Annotated in this window: 15 protein-coding genes; 10 read left to right on the top strand and 5 right to left on the bottom strand. The window is 71.3% G+C overall.

Annotated features, from left to right (window positions below):
- Positions 1-8: 8 nt before the first annotated feature.
- From AB0I23_RS23920 to AB0I23_RS23910, 3 genes are all read right to left on the bottom strand, one after another.
- The gene (locus tag AB0I23_RS23920; protein WP_359112084.1) at positions 9-1070 is read right to left on the bottom strand and encodes an aminotransferase class V-fold PLP-dependent enzyme; all 1062 of its coding nucleotides are present in this window, start codon (positions 1068-1070) and stop codon (positions 9-11) included.
- Between the two features lie 100 nt (positions 1071-1170).
- Entirely contained in the window at positions 1171-1890 is a 720-nt protein-coding gene (locus AB0I23_RS23915; protein WP_327247067.1) for a DsbA family oxidoreductase, read from the bottom strand.
- A gap of 67 nt (positions 1891-1957) precedes the next feature.
- Positions 1958-2125: a hypothetical protein gene (locus AB0I23_RS23910; RefSeq protein WP_359112082.1), complete on the bottom strand. Its 168-nt coding sequence runs from the start codon at positions 2123-2125 to the stop codon at positions 1958-1960.
- Between the two features lie 654 nt (positions 2126-2779).
- Here AB0I23_RS23910 and AB0I23_RS23905 point away from each other — a divergent pair.
- From AB0I23_RS23905 to AB0I23_RS23895, 3 genes are read left to right on the top strand one after another with little or no spacing between them, the layout of a single operon-like run.
- Positions 2780-3721 carry an ABC transporter ATP-binding protein gene (locus tag AB0I23_RS23905; protein ID WP_359112081.1) on the top strand — a complete coding sequence of 314 codons (942 nt, stop codon included), beginning with the start codon at positions 2780-2782 and terminating at the stop codon, positions 3719-3721.
- On the top strand, positions 3718-5100 hold the full coding sequence (locus AB0I23_RS23900) for an ABC transporter permease (RefSeq protein WP_359112079.1): 1383 nt from the start codon (positions 3718-3720) through the stop codon (positions 5098-5100). The genes AB0I23_RS23905 and AB0I23_RS23900 overlap by 4 nt, the downstream gene beginning before the upstream one ends.
- A gap of 6 nt (positions 5101-5106) precedes the next feature.
- Positions 5107-7857, top strand: a complete 2751-nt coding sequence (locus AB0I23_RS23895) for an alkaline phosphatase family protein (RefSeq protein WP_359112077.1) — start codon at positions 5107-5109, stop codon at positions 7855-7857.
- A 521-nt stretch (positions 7858-8378) separates the two neighbouring features.
- On the opposite strand, the gene AB0I23_RS23885 is transcribed toward AB0I23_RS23895, so the two are convergent.
- Positions 8379-8852: a GNAT family N-acetyltransferase gene (locus tag AB0I23_RS23885; protein WP_359112076.1), complete on the bottom strand. Its 474-nt coding sequence runs from the start codon at positions 8850-8852 to the stop codon at positions 8379-8381.
- Between the two features lie 564 nt (positions 8853-9416).
- Entirely contained in the window at positions 9417-10946 is a 1530-nt protein-coding gene (locus AB0I23_RS23880; RefSeq protein WP_359112074.1) for an aldehyde dehydrogenase (NADP(+)), read from the bottom strand.
- A 137-nt stretch (positions 10947-11083) separates the two neighbouring features.
- Between AB0I23_RS23880 and AB0I23_RS23875 the strand changes: the two genes are divergently transcribed.
- The 7 genes from AB0I23_RS23875 (at position 11084) to AB0I23_RS23845 (ending at position 17611) form a co-directional block, all read left to right on the top strand.
- The gene (locus AB0I23_RS23875; RefSeq protein ID WP_037691667.1) at positions 11084-11854 is read left to right on the top strand and encodes an IclR family transcriptional regulator; all 771 of its coding nucleotides are present in this window, start codon (positions 11084-11086) and stop codon (positions 11852-11854) included.
- A gap of 3 nt (positions 11855-11857) precedes the next feature.
- A complete protein-coding gene (locus AB0I23_RS23870) occupies positions 11858-12337 on the top strand; it encodes a GNAT family N-acetyltransferase (RefSeq protein ID WP_359112073.1) in 480 nt (159 codons plus the stop codon).
- 91 nt (positions 12338-12428) lie between these two features.
- The gene (locus AB0I23_RS23865) at positions 12429-13454 is read left to right on the top strand and encodes a hypothetical protein (protein ID WP_359112071.1); all 1026 of its coding nucleotides are present in this window, start codon (positions 12429-12431) and stop codon (positions 13452-13454) included.
- On the top strand, positions 13451-14701 hold the full coding sequence (locus tag AB0I23_RS23860) for a sensor histidine kinase (RefSeq protein WP_359112070.1): 1251 nt from the start codon (positions 13451-13453) through the stop codon (positions 14699-14701). The genes AB0I23_RS23865 and AB0I23_RS23860 overlap by 4 nt, the downstream gene beginning before the upstream one ends.
- The gene (locus AB0I23_RS23855; protein ID WP_359112069.1) at positions 14698-15357 is read left to right on the top strand and encodes a response regulator transcription factor; all 660 of its coding nucleotides are present in this window, start codon (positions 14698-14700) and stop codon (positions 15355-15357) included. Before AB0I23_RS23860 ends, AB0I23_RS23855 begins: the two co-directional genes overlap by 4 nt.
- Positions 15358-15447: 90 nt before the next feature.
- Positions 15448-16899, top strand: coding sequence for a peptidoglycan D,D-transpeptidase FtsI family protein (locus AB0I23_RS23850; protein ID WP_359112068.1), 1452 nt, complete (start codon positions 15448-15450; stop codon positions 16897-16899).
- 46 nt (positions 16900-16945) lie between these two features.
- The gene (locus tag AB0I23_RS23845) at positions 16946-17611 is read left to right on the top strand and encodes a HEAT repeat domain-containing protein (RefSeq protein ID WP_359112067.1); all 666 of its coding nucleotides are present in this window, start codon (positions 16946-16948) and stop codon (positions 17609-17611) included.
- Positions 17612-17824: the final 213 nt, after the last annotated feature.

The following is a 17824-nucleotide window of genomic DNA, read 5'->3' as shown; positions in this document are numbered from 1 at the left end:
CGGGACGGTCAGCCCGCCAGCACCTCCAGCGCGCGGTCCACATCGGCCTGTGTGTTGTAGAGGTGGAATGCCGCCCGTAGATTCCCGGCCCGGTCCGAGACCGTGATCCCGGCCCGCGCCAGCGCGGGTTCCCGGCCGCCGAGACCCGGCACGGCGACGATCGCGGTCCGGCCGGGCACCGGTTCGTGACCGATCCCGGCCAGTCCGGCACGGAACCGGGCGGCGAGCGCGGTGTTGTGGGCGTGTACGGCGTCGATGCCGATCTCGGCCAGCAGTGCGAGGGAGTGCTCGGCGCCGTGGTAGGCGAGGAAGGCGGGCGCCTCGTCGAAGCGGCGCGCGGTACCGGCGAGCCGGCCGATCGGACCGTAGGTGCTGTTCCAGCGGTCCTCGCCGGCCACCCAGCTCGCGAAGAGGGGCGGCAGGGTCTCCTGGGCCTCCTCGGTGACCGTGAGGAACGACGTACCGCGCGGGCAGAGCAGGAACTTGAAGCCGCCCGTGACGGTGTAGTCGTAAGCCCCGGCATCCAGCGGCAGCCAGCCCGCGGACTGGGTGGCGTCGAGCAGGACCCGGGCTCCGTGCGCGGCGGCCGCCGCCCGGACCGCGTCGAGGTCGGCGAGGCGGCCGTCGGCGGACTGCACGAAGGAGAGGGCGACCAGCGAGGTCGTGGGCCGCACCGCCTCGGCCATGCCGTCCAGCGGGACGTACCGCATCCGCAGATCCCCGCGGGCCGCGAAGGGGCCGACGACCGAGCTGAACTCCCCCTCGGGAACCAGCACTTCGGCGCCGGGCTCCAGCGAGGCCGCGATCAGACCGACATGCACGGCGACCGAGCTGCCGGTGGCGACCCGGTCGGGGCCGACGCCGACGAGCCCGGCGAACCGGACCCGTGCGGCGTCCACGGCGTCGAAGCTGCCCGCGCCCGCACCGGTGCCCGCGGCATTCTCGTCGGCGAGCGCCTTCACCGCCTCGACGGTGCGGCGGGGCAGCAGCCCGCAGCTGGAGGTGTTGAGATACGTGGTCTTGGGCGCAAACTCGGCGCCTACCGCCTGGATGAGCGAGGAGATCTCCATACACCCACCCTGAAGCCCCCTCAACTCATCGTCAATCATGAAGAATTGAGGGGTCTCCCCAAGCAATGCTCATGCGTGCAGCCGGGCGGGATGGAGCGGGTCAGCTCTGTCCGCCGGACTGCGGGACCTCGCACGCCCCGTCGGCGTCGCAGGCTGCCGCGTCCGAGCCGATCGCGGTCAGCGGACGGTCCTTCCACGCCTGCTCCAGCGCCTGCGCGAACACCTCGGCGGGCTGGCCGCCGGAGATCCCGTACCGCCGGTCGAGCACGAAGAACGGCACCGCGTTGGCCCCCAGCTCGGACGCCTCGCGCTCGTCGGCCCGCACCTCGTCGGCGTACGCCTCGGGGTCGGCGAGGACGGCGCGCGCCTCATCGACGTCGAGCCCGGCCTCGACGGCCAGCTCGACCAGCACGTCACCGTCGAAGACGGACCGCTCCTCGGCGAAGTTCGCCCGGTAGGCGAGGCTCAGCAGCTCGTCCTGGCGGCCGCGAGCCTTGGCCAGGTGGAGCAGCCGGTGGATGTCGAAGGTGTTGCCGTGGTCGCGGCCCTCGGTGCGGTAGCCGAGCCCCTCGGCCTGCGCGTTGGCCGCGACATTCGCCTCCATGGCCTTCGCCTCTTCCCGGGTGCGCCCGTATTTCTGCGCCAGCATGTCGATCACCTGCACGGTGTCGCCCTTGGCGTACGTGGGGTCGAGCTCGAAGGACCGGTGCACGACCTCGACCTCATCGCGGTGGGCGAACCCCGCCAGGCCCTTCTCGAAGCGGGCCTTCCCGATGTAGCACCAGGGGCAGGCGATGTCGCTCCAGATCTCGACGCGCATGTCTCTTCTTCTCTCCGTGTTCTCGTACGAACGGCTCGGGCAGCGCGGAGTCACTCTCCGCCCCGTTTCACAACGCAGGAGCGGACGCCCTGATTCCCCCGGTTGCCCACGGCCGGTCCTGCGCCGTCCCGGGGGCCATGGCGACGTGGACCGCCGCGTTGATGTCCCGGTCGAGGACGGCTCCGCGGGCCCCGCACTCCCAGACGCGGATGTGGAGAGGTCTGACGTAACTCACTCCGGACTCTCCTCCTGCTCCGGCGAGGGGACCGCCGAGTGTGATCACAACCGGAGACAGGCCCTGGTTCACCGGCGCCACGCTGCCCACGACCGCGCCGGCCGGCAGCGGTGCCGGTCCCGCGCGCCCGTCCGTCCCGCAGCGCCGTTCCGCGCGGCGGACCGCACGAGGGCGGCGTGATCTGCTGTTCGTCTGCGGGCGGGATCTCGCGGTGGGCATGCAAGTGCCGCTGGAGACCAGGGGTGTTGCCGAACCCGCCGCCTTCGACACTGGCGCACTGCCTCCACAGTGCGTCCCGGGCGCGCTTCGTGCCGGCAGCGCACCGGATTGCGGGCACGGCACTTCGTACAGAGTCGGTGCATCCAGGTGTGGCCCAAGTCCGGCTGCTCGATGCCGGTTACTTCGTGCACACGGGCCTTGCCGATGCCCTGTCGTGATCACGATCCAACTGGCGGCGATGCTTTCGACCGCACGTGTCCGGTGGCCCGGTGAGCTCTGCGATCCGGCATCGAAAAGGTGCCTGTGACGGCTACCGGCGAGGCATCGGTGCGGCGTCTGCCGGTCGATTCCCATTACACGAATATTCAACTGGCTGCCCCTGCCTGCGCTGTGCGCCGTCCCTAAGGTCACTGAAGGTTTTGAAAGAAGGGGTTCATGGACACACACATCGCCATCCGGGCTCGCGGTGTCACGAAATGTTTCGGCGACGTGGTCGCGCTCGACGGCATAGACCTCGATGTGACTCAGGGGCAGATCCATGGCCTGGTCGGACCGAACGGCGCCGGGAAGACGACCTTGCTCGGCATCCTGCTGGGACTCGCGGTTGCCGACAGCGGTCGCCTCGAGGTCCTGGGCACACCGGTCGGGCGGGCACTCGACGCTCCCGACGGTGTCGCCGGCTTCGTGGACAGTCCCGCTCTCTACCCCTCGCTCACCCCACGGCAGAACCTCGCCGCGCTGGCCGCACTCCGCGGCCACGACGCGCGCACAGCGGAAGTCGACGACGTACTCGCCGAGGTCGGCCTCACCGGCGTCGCCGACGACCGCACCCGCGGCTTCTCCCTCGGCATGCGCCAGCGGCTCGGACTCGCCGCCGCCCTGCTGACCAAGCCCCGGCTGCTCGTGCTCGACGAACCATCCAACGGCCTCGACCCGGCGGGCAAGAAGCACGTGCACGGTGTCCTCAACCGGCTCGCGGCCGACGGGACCGCCGTCGTGCTCTCGAGCCACAACATGGACGACCTCGAGGCGCTGTGCTCCGAGGTGACCATCCTCGCTGCCGGACGCGTCGTCCTCTCCGGCCCGCTGAGCAAGCTGGCCACCGACAACCGCGAACTCGACTACCGGCTGCTCACCTCCGACCCGCGGGCCGCCCGCCGACTGGCTGTCGACACGGCCGGGATCCAGGTCGTCGACGACGCCGACGTACGGCACGACGCCCAGACGCTGGTCGTGCGCGCGCAGGTGCCCGCCCTCGACGAACTGGTGGCGGGGCTGGTGCACGCGGGCATCGCACTGCGCGAGCTCGCCCCCGTGGTGTCGCCGCTCGAAGCCGCGTTTCTCGCCCTCACCGAACAGCAGGAGGCCGGCCGATGACCGCGGCCCTCACCCCGAGCCGGGAACAGGAACAGGAACACGAGCAGGTGACCAGGGGCCCTCGCGTCCCCGTCACCCGCGTCTGTCGCTTCGAGTTCGTCAAGCTCGTCTCACAGTGGCGGATCCGCCTGCTGGTCCTCGCCTGCTGGATCGTTCCCGCCCTCTTCGTCGCCGGCGTGAGCCAGCAGGCCACGCTCCCCGTGGACACCCTCTTCGGGCGCTGGATGCACGCCTCCGGGTGGGCCGGGCCGCTGGTGATGCTCGGTTTCGCGGGGGCCTGGGCGCTCCCGCTGCTGACCTCGATCGTGGCCGGTGACGTGTTCGCCTCCGAGGACCGGCTCGGCACCTGGCGCCAGCTGCTCGTGGCGGTCCGCTCGCCTCGGCGGATCTTCGTGGCGAAGGCAGCCGCCAGCCTCACCGTCCTGCTGCTGCTCGTGGCCGGGCTCGCGGTCTCCAGCACGGCCGGCGGCCTCCTCGCAGTCGGCAACCAGCCGCTGGTCGGCCTCGACGGCCACCTCCTGGCGCCGTCGGACGCCGCCGTTCAGGTCCTGCTCTCCTGGATCTGCGTCCTCGCTCCGACCCTGGCGCTCGCCGCGCTCGGCTTCCTCGGGTCGGTCACGCTGGGACGCTCCCCGATGGGGCTGCTGGTGCCCGTACTCGTCTCGCTCGCGATGGCGGTCGCCCAGATGCTGCCGCTCCCCGTGGCTGTCCGGGTCGCCCTGCCCAGCTACGCCTTCATCTCCTGGAACGGACTGTTCACCGGCCCGCAGCAGCTCGGCCCGCTGCTGATCGGCATCGTCGTCAGCCTCGTGTGGGCCGTGGTCGCGACGGCGCTGGCCTACGTGCTCTTCGTACGGCGCGAATTCACCAACCCGACCCACGACGGTTCGGGCCGCCGCGCTATCACCGTCGGAGTCCTGCCGCTCGTCGGGGTGGCCGCCGTGTCGTTCGCGGTCGTCGCCGCGACGACCTCGGCGACGGGCTCCGGGATCGAGCAGGACAAGGTGCAGCGCTCGGTCGCCACGGCGTTCGCGCACCTGTACCGCATGCAGACCGACCTACTCAACCGACCCGCCGTCACCGAGGCCCAGTTGAAGGCCACGGCGGCGTGCAACAAGGGAAGCACCAGGGTCGCAGCGCAGGGCCCGGGCAACGACTGGCGCTGCGTCGTCACCTGGCATCTTCCCGGCGTCGAGGCCTCAGGACAGGCCATCTACCAACTCGACGTCACTCCGGACGGGCGGTTCATGGCCGATGGCGATGGACCGAAGGAAGTGAACGGCTACTTCCTGGTGCGGACCCCCGAAGGTGACGCACCGAACCCGCTGTGGCAGTTCGACGGCAACGTCGAGCTGCTCGACACCACCCCGAAGGGATAACATTCAATGCAGGTGACTCGCCGCCGCAAGCTCGCTGAGGAAGCTCGGATCAGCCTCCTCGGTAGACTCATCGGCCGCCGGATACCGCTGTTGACGGCCGGCACCACCGCCGTCGCTCTCGTGGTCGCCGGCACGGCGTTCGCGCAGACCCACCAGTTCGGCACGGACCAGGTCGGTCAGGTCACTGCCGACGGCCAGGTCGTCTCCGGCAACCAGTACATCGCCCCGTACGGCGACCGTCTTGTCATCAACGAGGGCAAGATCATGTCGTCCTCGGTCAGCCCGGACGGCACGCACATGGCCGCCTCGGTCACCGACGGTGGCGCGGCCCTGGCCATCGTGGACCTGAAGAACTGGAAGAAGCAGCAGCTCGTCAGCAACGCCGCGTCGTCCAACCCCCGCATCAGCAGCAACAACGTGGGCCAGGAAGGCCCGACGTACTCGCCCGACGGCAAGCAGCTGTGGCTGGGCCAGCCGGACGGCTACACCGTGTTCACCGTGAACGCGGACGGCAGCGTCTCCAGCCCGAGGACCGTCACCATCCCGGCTCAGGGTTCCAAGAAGGCCCTGGTGGGCGAGGCGGTGTTCTCGGCCGACGGCAAGACCGTGTACTCCGCGGTCAACGGCCAGAACCGGGTCGTCTCCATCGACGCGGCGACCGGGACCGTCAAGCAGAGCTGGGCCGTGGGCAACGCCCCGCGCGACATGATCGTCGTCGGCGACAAGCTCTACGTCAGCAACGAGGGTGGCCGCCCGGCCAAGCCCGGCGAGCCCACGATCAACTCGTACGGCACGCAGGTACTCGCCGACCAGAAGACCGCTGCCACCACCAGCGGCACGGTCAGCGTCATCGACCTGGCGAACCAGGACGCCGCCCCCTCAAGCATCGAGGTCGGTCTGCACCCGACCGCCCTGTACGCAAAGAACGGGACGCTGTTCGTCACCAACACCGCGACCAACGACGTGTCGGTCATCGACACGGCGAAGGACAAGGTCGTCCAGACCATCGCCACCCAGCCGTGGGCCAAGGCCTCGGTGGGTTACGAGCCCGACGCGGTGACCCTCACCGACGACGGTCACCTGCTGGTGACCCTCGGCCGTGCCAACGCGGTCGCCGTCTACAAGTACACCTCCGCGCAGGAGCCGGTGAGCTACGTCGGCCTGCTCCCGACGGACTACTTCCCGTCGGAGATCACCACCGTCGGCGACCAGGTCTACGTCTCCAACACCCGTGGTATCGACGCGCGCCGTAAGGCCAGCGGTCACGGCACCCACGACACGACGTCGAGCGTGCAGAAGTTCACGCTGCCCGACGACAGCGTGATCAGGTCCTACACCGGCAAGGTCTTCAAGCAGAACGGCTGGAACGGCGAGTCGCTCAAGAAGTCCGACGGCTCCCCGGCCAAGCCGGTGCCGGTCCCGGTCAAGCTCGGCGACCCCTCGACGATCAAGCACGTCTTCCTGCTCGTCAAGGAGAACCGGACCTACGACCAGGTCTTCGGTGACATGCCGGAGGGCAACGGCGACCCGTCGCTGGCGCAGTACGGCGAGAACGTCACGCCGAACCAGCACGCCCTGGCCAGGCAGTTCGGCCTGTACGACAACACGTACGACATCGGCACGAACTCCGCCGAGGGCCACAACTGGCTGATGCAGTCCGACAACCCGGAGTACACCGAGTCCTCCGCCGGTGAGTACACCCGCAGCTACGACACCGAGGACGACGCCCTCGGCCACCAGCGGACCGGCTTCATCTGGACCGGTGCGCAGGACGCCGGCAAGTCCGTCCGCAACTTCGGTGAGTTCCAGCAGTTCCTGACCAAGCCGTCGGGCGCGAGCTGGCAGAACCTGTACTGCGACACCAAGAACATGGCGGCCACCGGCCAGGACACCGCCTACCCGCTGAACTCGACCTCGCCGATCCCGTCGCTCAACGACGTGTCGGTGCACGGCTACCCGAAGTTCGACACCAGCGTCCCGGACGTCTACCGCGCCGAGATCTGGAAGAAGGACTTCCAGAAGAACGGTCCGGCGAACCTGAACATGTTCTGGCTCTCCAGCGACCACACCGGTGGCCCGGTGAGCGGTGCCGCCCAGGTCGCGGACAACGACCTCGCCGTCGGCAAGATCGTTGACGAGATCTCGCACAGCAAGTACTGGAAGGACTCGGCGATCTTCGTCGTCGAGGACGACTCCCAGGCCGGCACCGACCACGTCGACGGCCACCGCGCCCCGGTCCAGATCATCAGCCCCTGGGCCAAGCACGGCACGGTGGACAGCCACTACTACTCGCAGATCAACATGATGCGGACCATCGAGCAGATCCTCGGGGTCCAGCCGATGAACCAGAAGGACACCGCGGCCACCCCGATGGCTGCGGCGTTCACCCAGAGCCCGGACTTCACGCCGTTCACCGCGCTGCCCAACCGGGTCTCGCTGACCGACGGTGTGAAGAACGGCGCGCCGTCCTGTGGTCTGGACACCCCCGCGGCGCAGAACCCGAAGGCGGAGGCCGTGCCGGCGGCCTCGGTGCCGGCGGACATGAAGAACGTCGCCGCCGAGTGGGACCAGTGGAAGTCGAAGCAGCGGCTGACCGGTCCCCAGGCCGTGCCGGACTACGCTCCCCCGGCGCAGATGAACCACTTGGCCTGGTACGAGCGGTACAACTGGAAGAAGCCGTACCCGGGCGAGAAGAAGATCTACGCTCCTCAGGACGTGCCGGGCGCGTTCATCCCGTCGGCGGAGAACGACGGCTGACGTAGGCCGGTCAGCACAGCCTGATCGCGTAAAGGAGCCCCTGGCCGGCGTCACTGCCGGCCAGGGGCCGTCTTCTGTCTCCTGTACCGCAGAGAGAGGCAGCTGCAGCGCCGGCGCGTGACGGCCCATCGGGCGCGGCAGCGGCCGCAGCGCACCGGCGTCCCGCAACCGCGGATCGGCCTGCAGTACGTCCTTCACGTTGCCGTACGGAGCGATGTCGAGGAGTACGCCTCCGACGCCGAGCTCCTTGCGCCCGGCCGTCATGCCCTCCGGCAGCAGGGCCGCGCGCGCCGGGGAGAGATATCCGGCCCGGCCGGCGCAGGGCTCACCGACGGCAAAACCCGCGTCGTCCTCCAAGGCGTCGAGCACGTCGTCGTCGGTCACGTCGCCGAAGTCCGGCTCCCACACCTCGGCGACGGCGGTGAGGAGTCCGGCGAGGCGCAGTCCGGCGCCGTCCGAGGTGCGAGGGGACGCCGCGTCCGCGCGCAGGGCCGCGAGGAGGGATTCCTCGTCCGCCGGGATCAGGGGCCGACCGTGAGGCGCAGCGCCAGATGGGAACCGTGGCGCGGGTGCTCGGGGTCGGGGGTCCAGCCGTGCCGGACGTAGAAGGCCTGGGCACGGGTGTTGTGCACGAAGACCTCCAGGCGGGCGCTGTCCACTCCGGCCCGCTGCCAGGCGTCGACGCAGGCGGTGTGGAGTGCGGTGCCGATCCCCGTACGCCAGTGGACCGGCGAGACATGGAGCTGAGTGAGCGTCATATCGCCTTCGCGGACAGCGTAGGCGGCGATGCCGACGAGGGTCCCGTCCCGTTCCGCGCAGAGCACGGTGGCGTCGGGGCGGTCTATCGCACGGGACCAGCCGCCGCGGCTGCGCCCGACCTCCACGGCGCCCGCGTACTCCTCCTCCGGAAGGTGCCCCCGGTAGTAGGTGGCGCGGGCCTCGGTGTGCAGCTGGACGATGACGTCGAGATCGGCGGGCGTGGCAGTTCTGATCATGCGGGGAGGGACGCCACCGGGCGGCCCGCGGTTGCCCCGGCCCGCTCGGCGGGCAGTCTGCTGAACGAGGCGCGGGCCGCCGTGTCGTGCGGGGGCCACGAGCGTGAGGCGGGCGACGGTGGGGGGCCGGTTCCGTTCTCGATCGCCGGACGGGCTCGGGGCGTGCCGCCCGGCAACGGGGTGGGCCCGCGTCTGCCGGGTGGTGGGGTGGGTGGGGCCCCTCCGGGGCGTCTCCTCGGGACTGGCGCGGAAGCCGGCACCGCGGACGAACCCGGCACGTACGCCAGCCCCTGCGGGGACTCCCCTGCACGGCCCCACCCCCGCATCACCCGCGTCTGTGACCCGGTGGCACGCATGGCCGCACCCGCGGGACGGCCGGTCCGGGGCCGCGCAGGGGAGTCCCCGCGGGGTGACGAACAAAGACCCGGGCTTCCCTCGCGTACCCGCCGAACGTCCGTCGCCCGAGGAGACACCCCGGAGGGGCCACGGACCACCACCCACCCGACAAGGCGACGGCACCACGAGGAACCGGACGCGCGGGTGACGACCGTGCACCGGCGGCGCCTACACCTTCCACGGGCGGCGCCCGTCGACGCGGCGCGGCAGGCCCAGCGGGTTGTCCTCGCGCAGTTCCGGCGGAAGCAGGGCCTCCGGGGTCGTCTGGTAGCTGACCGGGCGCAGCCAGCGTTCGATCGCGGTGGCACCGACCGACGTGGAGGTGGAGGTGGTGGCCGGGTAGGGGCCGCCGTGGTGCTGGGCTGGCGCGACGGCGACGCCGGTCGGCCAGCCGTTGACGAGGACCCGGCCGGCCAGCGGGGTGAGGGCCGCGAGGAGTCCGGGGGCGTCGGCGTCGGTGCCCTCCTCGGCGATCTGGAGGGTGGCGGTGAGATTGCCCGGGAGCCGGGAGAGGACGGCGGTGATCTCGTCCTCCGAGGCGTAGCGGGCGACGACGGTGACCGGGCCGAAGCACTCCTCCAGGAGCGCGTCGTGCGGTCCTTCGGTGGCGAGCAGCCGCGCCGGTACGGTCAGGAAGCCGGCGGAGACGGTGTGGTCGCCGCCCGCGCCGGGGGTGACCGGGGCGTCCACGTCGGGGAGTTCGGCCCGTTCGCGTACGCCCGCGACGAAGGCGTCCCGCATCCGGTGGTCCAGCATGACCGCGGCCTCGCTGTCGCTGACCGCCTCGGTCAGCGCCTTCAGCAACCGGTCGCCGGTCTCGCCGGCCGGGGCCAGGACGAAGCCGGGCTTGGTGCAGAACTGGCCCGCGCCCATGGTCATCGAGCCCGCGAGCCCGGCACCGATCTGCTCGCCGCGTTCGGCGGCGGCCGCCTCGGTGACGACGACGGGGTTGAGCGAGCCGAGCTCGCCGTGGAACGGGATCGGGGCCGGCCGGGCGGCCGCGGCGTCGAACAGCGCCCGCCCGCCTCGGATGGAGCCGGTGAACCCGGCGGCGGTCACGAGCGGGTGCTTGACCAGCTCGACGCCCGCCTCGAAGCCGTGCACCAGGATCAGTACGTCCTCGGGCAGCCCGACCTTCGCGGCGGCCCGGCGCAGCACGGAGGCGCAGAGCTCCGAGGTGGCCGGGTGGTCGGGGTGCGCCTTGACGACGACCGGGCAGCCGGCCGCCAGGGCACTGGCGGTGTCGCCGCCGGGGACGGAGAAGGCGAGCGGGAAGTTGCTGGCCGCGTAGACGGCGACGACGCCGAGCGGGATCTTGTAGCGGCGCAGGTCGGGCCACGGCGGGGTCCGGGTGGCGTCCGCGTGGTCGATGTGGATGTCGAGGAAGGCGCCCTCGTCGACGACCTCGGCGAACGCGCGCAGCTGGGCGACGGTGCGGGCGAGTTCACCGGTGAGCCGGGCCGGGCCCAGCGCGGTCTCGGCGTCGGCGGCCTCGATGACGTGCTCCCCGGCCTCGGTGAGCAGATCCGCCGCGGTACGCAGGAATGCGGCGCGTACGGTGCGGTCGGCGAGCGCTTCGCGTACCGCGTGTGCGGCCCGCACCGCACGGTCGACCTCCTCCGCTGTAGCCTCCACGGCAACCTGCTCACGCGGGTTCCCGGTGCGGGGGTCGACGCTCCAGACTGGTGCTGCTGCCACCGTGTTTCCTTCCGGTCCTCTGCCACACATCAGAAGTTGTTCGGTATTCTGAACAGAGTTCCTGATCGTGAATATGTAGGGACTCTATTTCCGGGCGTTCAGTGTTGGCAAGAAGTGGGTTGGAAGGGGCGAGGGCGATGTCGGTTGCCGAGTCAGGTGGGGCACAGGTCAAGTCCGCGGTACGGACGGTGGAACTGCTCGAGTACTTCGCCGGGCGTCCCGGTATGCATTCGCTGGCGGCCGTGCAGGAGGCGGTCGGCTACCCCAAGTCGAGCCTCTACATGCTGCTGCGCACCCTGGTCGAGCTGGGCTGGGTCGAGACCGACGCGACGGGGACCCGGTACGGCATCGGCGTCCGGGCGCTGCTGGTCGGCACCTCGTACATCGACGGCGACGAGGTCGTCGCGGCCGCCCGCCCGACGCTCGACCGACTCTCTGACGACACCACAGAGACCATCCACCTCGCCCGTCTCGACGGTACGAACGTGGTCTACCTCGCCACCCGCCAGTCCCAGCACTATCTGCGCCCCTTCACCCGCGTCGGCCGCCGGCTCCCCGCCCACTCCACCTCGCTCGGCAAGGCGCTGCTGGCCACCCACAGCGACGAGCAGGTCCGCAAGATGCTGCCGGAGACGCTGCCCGCGCTGACCGAGCACACCCTCACCGACCGCGAGAAGCTGATCGAGGAACTGCACCTCATCCGCGAGCAGGGGTATGCGGTGGACCGCGAGGAGAACACCCTGGGGCTGCGCTGCTTCGGCGTGGCGATCCCGTACCGGACGCCGGCGCGGGACGCGATCAGCTGCTCGGTGCCGGTCGCCCGGCTCACCCCGGCGCATGAGCAGATGGTCAAGGACGCGCTGTTCGACGCGCGGGACCGGCTCACGCTCGCCACCCGCAGGCTCTGACCCGTGGGCGCGCCCGAGGTGACGCTGCGCGAGGTACGCGACAGCGATGTGCCGCTCTTCTTCGCCTACATGTCCGATCCGGAGTCGGTCCGGACGGCCGCGTTCACCAGTGAGGACCCGGGCGACCGGCCCGCGTTCGAGGCCCACTGGGCGCGGATCCTGAACAGTCGCACCGTGATCATGCGGACGGTGCTCGCCGACGGCGCGGTGGTGGGCAACGCCGGGGTGTACGGGTCCGAGGGCGACCGGCAGGTCACGTACTGGATCGACCGGGCGCACTGGGGCCGGGGGCTCGCGACCGCCGCGCTCCGGGCGCTGCTGGAGGCCGTACCGGAACGGCCGTTGCACGCCCGGGCGGCGGCCGACAACGCCGGTTCGGTGCGGGTGCTGCGGAAGTGCGGGTTCACCGTCACGGGCAAGGACCGGGGCTTCGCACACGCCCGCGGCGAGCTGACCGACGAACTGCTCTTCACACTGGGCTGAGAGCCGGGTGAGGCCGTCTCCGCCGCGCGGCGGAGACGGATCGTCGCCGGGCAGGACGCGCGGGCGGACAGGGCGCGCGAGCGTGGGTGTCATGACACAGACACCGACGGCGCCCGCTCACCCGACCGCACAGGCGCCGCCCGCGCCCACCGGCCGGGCCCGCGCCGTGCTCCGCGCCCTCGCGATCGCCGCCTGCCTGCCGTACGTCTCGCTCAAGGCGGCCTGGATCGCGGGCAGTCACGTCGGCGTCCCCGCCGGCAGCACGCTGCTCGACCACCGCACCGCGATGCTCGTCGCCAACAGTGCGTCGGCGCTGCTGGACTGCACGGTCGTCGTCCTCGCCCTGCTGCTCACCCGGCCATGGGGGCGGCGGGTCCCGGCCTGGCTGCTCACCGTACCGATGTGGGTGGCGACCGGGCTGCTGCTTCCGATCATGACCGGCTTCCCGCTGCAGCTACTGGTGAAGGCGTTCGGAGGGACGACCGCCGGGTCCGGCGGTCACGGGCGCCCCTTCCTCGACGCGTGGGTCTACGTCGTCGTCTACACCGGCTTCATCGTCCAGGGCCTCACCCTCGGCGCCCTGTTCGTCCTGTACGCCAGGGACCGCTGGGGTCATCTGTGGCAGGGCAGGCTGAGCGACCTGCCACAGAGCCCGACCGGACCGGCGCTGCGCGTCGTCGCGGTCGTGGCCTCACTGCTCGCGCTCGTGCCCGGCACGGTCCATCTCCTCTGGGCGACCGGATCGACCGCCGGTCTGAACGAGACCCGGATCGCGGACCGTACGAGCGACTTCTACGCCCTCGAAGCGGTCCATACGGTGTTCACGGCCGTCACCGTCGCCGGAATCCTGCTGCTCGCCCTCCGCCGCCGCGGTGCGCTCGCCCTCAAGGTGCCGCTCGCGCTGGCATGGGCCGGCTCCGGGGTGCTGGGCTGCTGGGGCGGCTATCTGTGCATCGTCGCGCTGGGCCCGGTCGACGACATCGCCGGCCGGCCCGCGGCCGGGACGCAACTCACCTACGCTGTACAGATGCTGGTCGGGATCCTGGTCGCCGCCCTGGGCGCCTGCTTCTTCGCGGAACGCGCTGCGGCGACGAAGCCCGCCGGGCCGTCCGCGTGACCCTGCTCCTCGGCCGGCGGGCCCGGCTGCGCTGGCTGCACCTGATCATCGGCGGCGCGCTGCTGATGCCGTACTTCCTGGTCGGCACCGTGGTCGTCGGCACGTACAACCGCGACGGCAACGCCTTCAACTCGCTGCCGCTGCAACTGACCGCGTTCGCGTACGCCCTGCCGATGGCCGCGGTCACCGGTCTCTTCCCGCTCGCCCGGCCGCTGTCGGTGGCCGCGGTCCGCGCCCTGTGCGGTGTCCCCGCGGAGCGGCTCGCCGACGGTCCGGCCAGGACCCGGCAGGCGAGGGTACGGACCGCGGGCTGGTTCACGCTGCATCTGGCGCTCGGCGCCGTCATCAGCGGGATGACGCTGGCGCTGACACCCTTCGCGGTGGCCGTGATGACGCTGCCGTTCCTCTCCTCCGTACGGAACTCGGCGGTGCTCGATCTGCCCCGGGCACTGACCCGGCCGTGGATCCTGGCCCTGGCACCGTTCGCCGGGCTCGCGATGCTGGTCGCCCTGGCCGGCTGCGCGGCGGCGGCCGGGGCGCTGCTGGCCCGCCGGGCTCCGGTGCTGCTGGGCCCGACCCCCGAGGACCGGCTGGCCGCAGCCGAACGCCGGGCGGCCGACCTGGCGGTGCGCAACCGGCTGGCCCGGGAGCTGCACGACTCGGTCGGCCACGCGCTCAGCGCCGTGACGCTCCAGGCGGGTGCGGCCCGCCGGGTGCTGGACAGCGACCCGGAGTTCGTACGCGAGGCGCTGACCGCGATCGAGGAGACCACCCGGCGCACGGTCGGTGAACTCGACTCCGTACTGGGCCTGTTGCGGCAGGGGGACGACGGGGAGGATGGGCTGCCGGGTCCGGCGCTCGACGCGCTGGACGGGCTGCTGGGCCGCTGCGGGGTCCCCGTGTCGTACGTCGTCCAGGGTGATCCGGGCGCGGCCCCCACCGCCGTGTCCCGGGAGGCGTACCGGATCGTGCAGGAGGGGCTGAGCAACGCGCTGCGGCACGGCGGGCGGGAGGCTCCGGTGGAGCTGCGGATCGCGGTGTGCGACAAGGAGCTGGCGATCACCCTGGACAACCCGCTGTCCGGGCGGGCACCGGTGGTGCGGCCCGGCGGCGGCCGCGGGCTGCGCGGCATCGCCGAACGGGCCGTCCTGCTCGGCGGCCGCGCCGAGGCCGGACCGCACGACGACGGCAGATGGCGGCTGACCGCCCGGCTGCCCCTGCACATTCCCGCACAGGAGAAGCGATGAACACCGGTATCCGGGTCGTGGTCGCCGACGACGAACGCATGGTCCGCACGGCCCTGCGCGTCATCCTCGAAGCCGAACCCGGCCTGCGGGTCGTCGGCGAGGCGGCGACCGGCGCCGAGGCCGTCTCCGTCGTGCGGGAGCTGCGCCCCGATGTGGTGCTGATGGACGTACGGATGCCGGAGGTCGACGGGATCCGCGCCACCGAGCAGATCCTCGGCTCGCTCGACGCGCCCCCGCGGATCGTCGTCGTCACCACCTTCGAGAACGACTCCTACGTGTACGACGCCCTGCGCGCCGGAGCCGCGGGCTTCCTGCTGAAGCGTGCGGCGGCCGAGGACCTGGTCCAGGCGGTGCGGTTGGTCGCGCGCAGCGACTCCCTGCTATTCCCGTCGGCGGTACGGGGACTGGCGGCCGAGTACGGCAGGCGGCACGCGTCCGCCGCACCGCCCTGGGTGGCCCGGCTCACCGAACGGGAGACGGAGGTGCTGCGGCTGATGGCGACAGGACTGTCCAACGGCGAGATCGCGGAACGGCTGCGGGTGGGGCCGGCCACGGCGAAGACGCATGTGGCGGCGGTACTGGCGAAGACCGGAGCCCGGGACCGCACCCAGGCGGTGATCGCGGCGTACGAGTCGGGGTTCATCACGCCCGGCTGACCCGGGCCCCGCGGCGCGCAGTATGAAGAATGGGTGAGAAGCGGCACAGACGGGAACGCGCCCGACGCCGCCGCTCGTCCCTCCAGCGGGATGAACAGAACAATCAGGCACACCTCGGTCTTCTGCCTGCTGCTGGTCCTCGCCCTGCTGGGGCGGGCGACCTGGGTGCAGGCGTACCAGGCCCAGGCACTCGCGGACAACGACCACAACCGGCGGAACACCATCGCGCAGTACGCGCAGCCGCTCGGTGACATCGTCGTGGCCGGATCACCGGTCACCGGATCGAAGAGGACCCAGGGCGGCGATCTCGCGTACAAACGCACGTACACGCAGGGCGAGCTCTACGCCGCCGTCACCGGGTACAGCTCGCAGGCGTACGGCGCCACCCAGCTCGAAGGGATCTACAGCCATGTGCTCGACGGCACGGACGACCGGCTGAAGAACCCCGTCGACGTGGTGACGGGCAAGCAGACCTCGCCCGGCAGTGTGCTGACGACGATCGACCCGGATGTGCAGAAGGCGGCGTACGAGGCGCTCGGCAACGACAAGGGCGCGGCCGTCGCGATCGACCCCGCGACCGGGAAGATCCTGGGCATGGTCTCCACCCCCTCGTACGACCCGTCGAAGATCAGCGGGACGAACGACGGCGACGTGTGGCAGAAGCTGCTATCCGACCAGGACAAGCCCCTGGCCAACCGTGCTCTGCGGCAGCCGCTGGCCCCCGGGTCGACGTTCAAGCTGGTGGTGGCGTCGGCGGCGCTGGAGAACGGTCTCTACAGCTCGGTCGACGAGCGCACGGACAGCCCCGACCCGTACACGCTGCCCGGCACCACCACGGTCCTGAGGAACGAGAGCGCGTCCGCCCCCTGCGAGAACGCCACGCTGCGCACGGCGCTCCAGTACTCCTGCAACAACGTCTTCGCGAAGACCGCCGCCGATCTCGGCCAGGACAAGGTGCGGGCGATGGCCGAGAAGTTCGGCTTCAACACGGAGAAGCTGGACGTCCCGGTGCGCGCCTCCGAGAGCCTCTACCCGTCGGGGATGGACAAGGCGCAGACGGCGCTGACCGGCATCGGCCAGTTCGAGGTCACGGCGACCCCGCTGCAGATGGCCATGGTCTCCTCGGCCCTCGCCAACGGCGGTGAGCTCGCGGCCCCGCACATGGTGTCGAAGGTGACGGACTCCGAGGGCAACACCCTGCAGGAGTTCGCGGACGGCGACACGAAGCGGGTCGTCTCCGCCTCGACCGCCGAGCAACTGCGCAGCGCGATGGTCACCGTCGTCGAGCAGGGCACCGGCACCAACGCCCGGATCGACGGGGCGGAGGTCGGCGGCAAGACGGGCACCGCGCAGAACGGCGTGGGCAACAGCAACACGCCGTACGCCTGGTTCACCTCGTACGCGAAGTCGACGTCCACCGGCAAGGAGGTCGCGGTCGCCGTGGTCGTGGAGGACTCGGGCTCGGCCCGCTCGGAGGTCAGCGGCAACGGGCTGGCGGCGCCGATCGCGCAGAAGATGATGAAGGCGGCGCTCAAGGGGTGAGAAGGACAGGCGCGGAGGACCGGCTGCGGCTGTCAGAATCCGGATCATGACCTCCGCGCCGCCTGACCCCCGCACGCTCGACGGACTGGACCGGACCGACTGGGCCGCGCTGACGCATGTGTACGGCCCCGCGGTCGAGGTGCCGGGCTGGGTGCGCGACGTGTACGCGCCGGAGCGTGCGGATGACGCGGTGGAGGAGATGCTCACCTCCGTCTACCACCAGGGCGGTCAGATCTGTCCGGCCGCGCCGCCGCTGCTGCCGTATCTGGTGGCGATGGCCGCCGACCCCGTGGTGACGGTCCGCGAGGAACTGCTGCAACTCGTCGGCAGTCTGGCCCGGGTCGGCTGCTGGGAGGCGGATCGCCGGTTCGTCGACCCGGGCTGGTCCGCGGCGTGGACCGGGGCGCTGCCCGTGCTGCTCACGCTGTTGGACGACTCCGATCCGGGGGTGCGCCGGGCGGTTGCCCAGCCGCTTTCGCACGCCGCCGGGGAGGCGGAGGCGGTGAGTGAGGCGCTGTGGGCACGGTCGGACTCGGAGCCGAACGGGGAGGTGCGGTCGGAGCTCGTCGAGGCGGCCGGGAAGCTGCTGCTGCGGGCGCCCGGACTGACCTCCACCCGCGACCGGTTTGCGGACGATCGCCGGTCAGGGTTCCCGGGCCGAACGGCTCGCGGCGGTGACCGCGCTGCGGCGGGCCCTCCCGGAGCAGCGTGACCCGGAACATCCGGAGACGGTCGTATCCGTCCTGGGGACGCCCGGTTCGACGGACCGGGGCAGAACGAGTGGGGGTTCACAACTGCTGGGCACACAAGCCGCTTTGGCGAACATGGGTACGATTGAGTGAACGGTGCGACGATCTGTGGGCATGGCTGGCGGGGTGTGCGTAACGTTCTCGGTGCGATCTGGGACGCCGGGTGTGGCGTCAGC

The sequence above is a fragment of the Streptomyces atratus genome (genome assembly GCF_040655115.1).
In the GTDB taxonomy this organism is placed as follows: Bacteria; Actinomycetota; Actinomycetes; order Streptomycetales; family Streptomycetaceae; genus Streptomyces; species Streptomyces atratus_D.
Note: the sequence above shows the minus strand (reverse complement) of the source record. Positions and strands in the feature narration are given on the sequence as shown.

Bases quoted from the DNA above. Each gene is read 5' to 3' on its own strand.
- AB0I23_RS23920 (WP_359112084.1), bottom strand. From the start codon at position 1,070: ATGGAGATCTCCTCGCTCATCCAGGCGGTAGGCGCCGAGTTTGCGCCC.
- AB0I23_RS23915 (WP_327247067.1), bottom strand. From the start codon at position 1,890: ATGCGCGTCGAGATCTGGAGCGACATCGCCTGCCCCTGGTGCTACATC.
- AB0I23_RS23905 (WP_359112081.1), top strand. From the start codon at position 2,780: ATGGACACACACATCGCCATCCGGGCTCGCGGTGTCACGAAATGTTTC.
- AB0I23_RS23900 (WP_359112079.1), top strand. From the start codon at position 3,718: ATGACCGCGGCCCTCACCCCGAGCCGGGAACAGGAACAGGAACACGAG.
- AB0I23_RS23895 (WP_359112077.1), top strand. From the start codon at position 5,107: ATGCAGGTGACTCGCCGCCGCAAGCTCGCTGAGGAAGCTCGGATCAGC.
- AB0I23_RS23885 (WP_359112076.1), bottom strand. From the start codon at position 8,852: ATGATCAGAACTGCCACGCCCGCCGATCTCGACGTCATCGTCCAGCTG.
- AB0I23_RS23875 (WP_037691667.1), top strand. From the start codon at position 11,084: ATGTCGGTTGCCGAGTCAGGTGGGGCACAGGTCAAGTCCGCGGTACGG.
- AB0I23_RS23865 (WP_359112071.1), top strand. From the start codon at position 12,429: ATGACACAGACACCGACGGCGCCCGCTCACCCGACCGCACAGGCGCCG.
- AB0I23_RS23855 (WP_359112069.1), top strand. From the start codon at position 14,698: ATGAACACCGGTATCCGGGTCGTGGTCGCCGACGACGAACGCATGGTC.
- AB0I23_RS23850 (WP_359112068.1), top strand. From the start codon at position 15,448: ATGAACAGAACAATCAGGCACACCTCGGTCTTCTGCCTGCTGCTGGTC.
- AB0I23_RS23845 (WP_359112067.1), top strand. From the start codon at position 16,946: ATGACCTCCGCGCCGCCTGACCCCCGCACGCTCGACGGACTGGACCGG.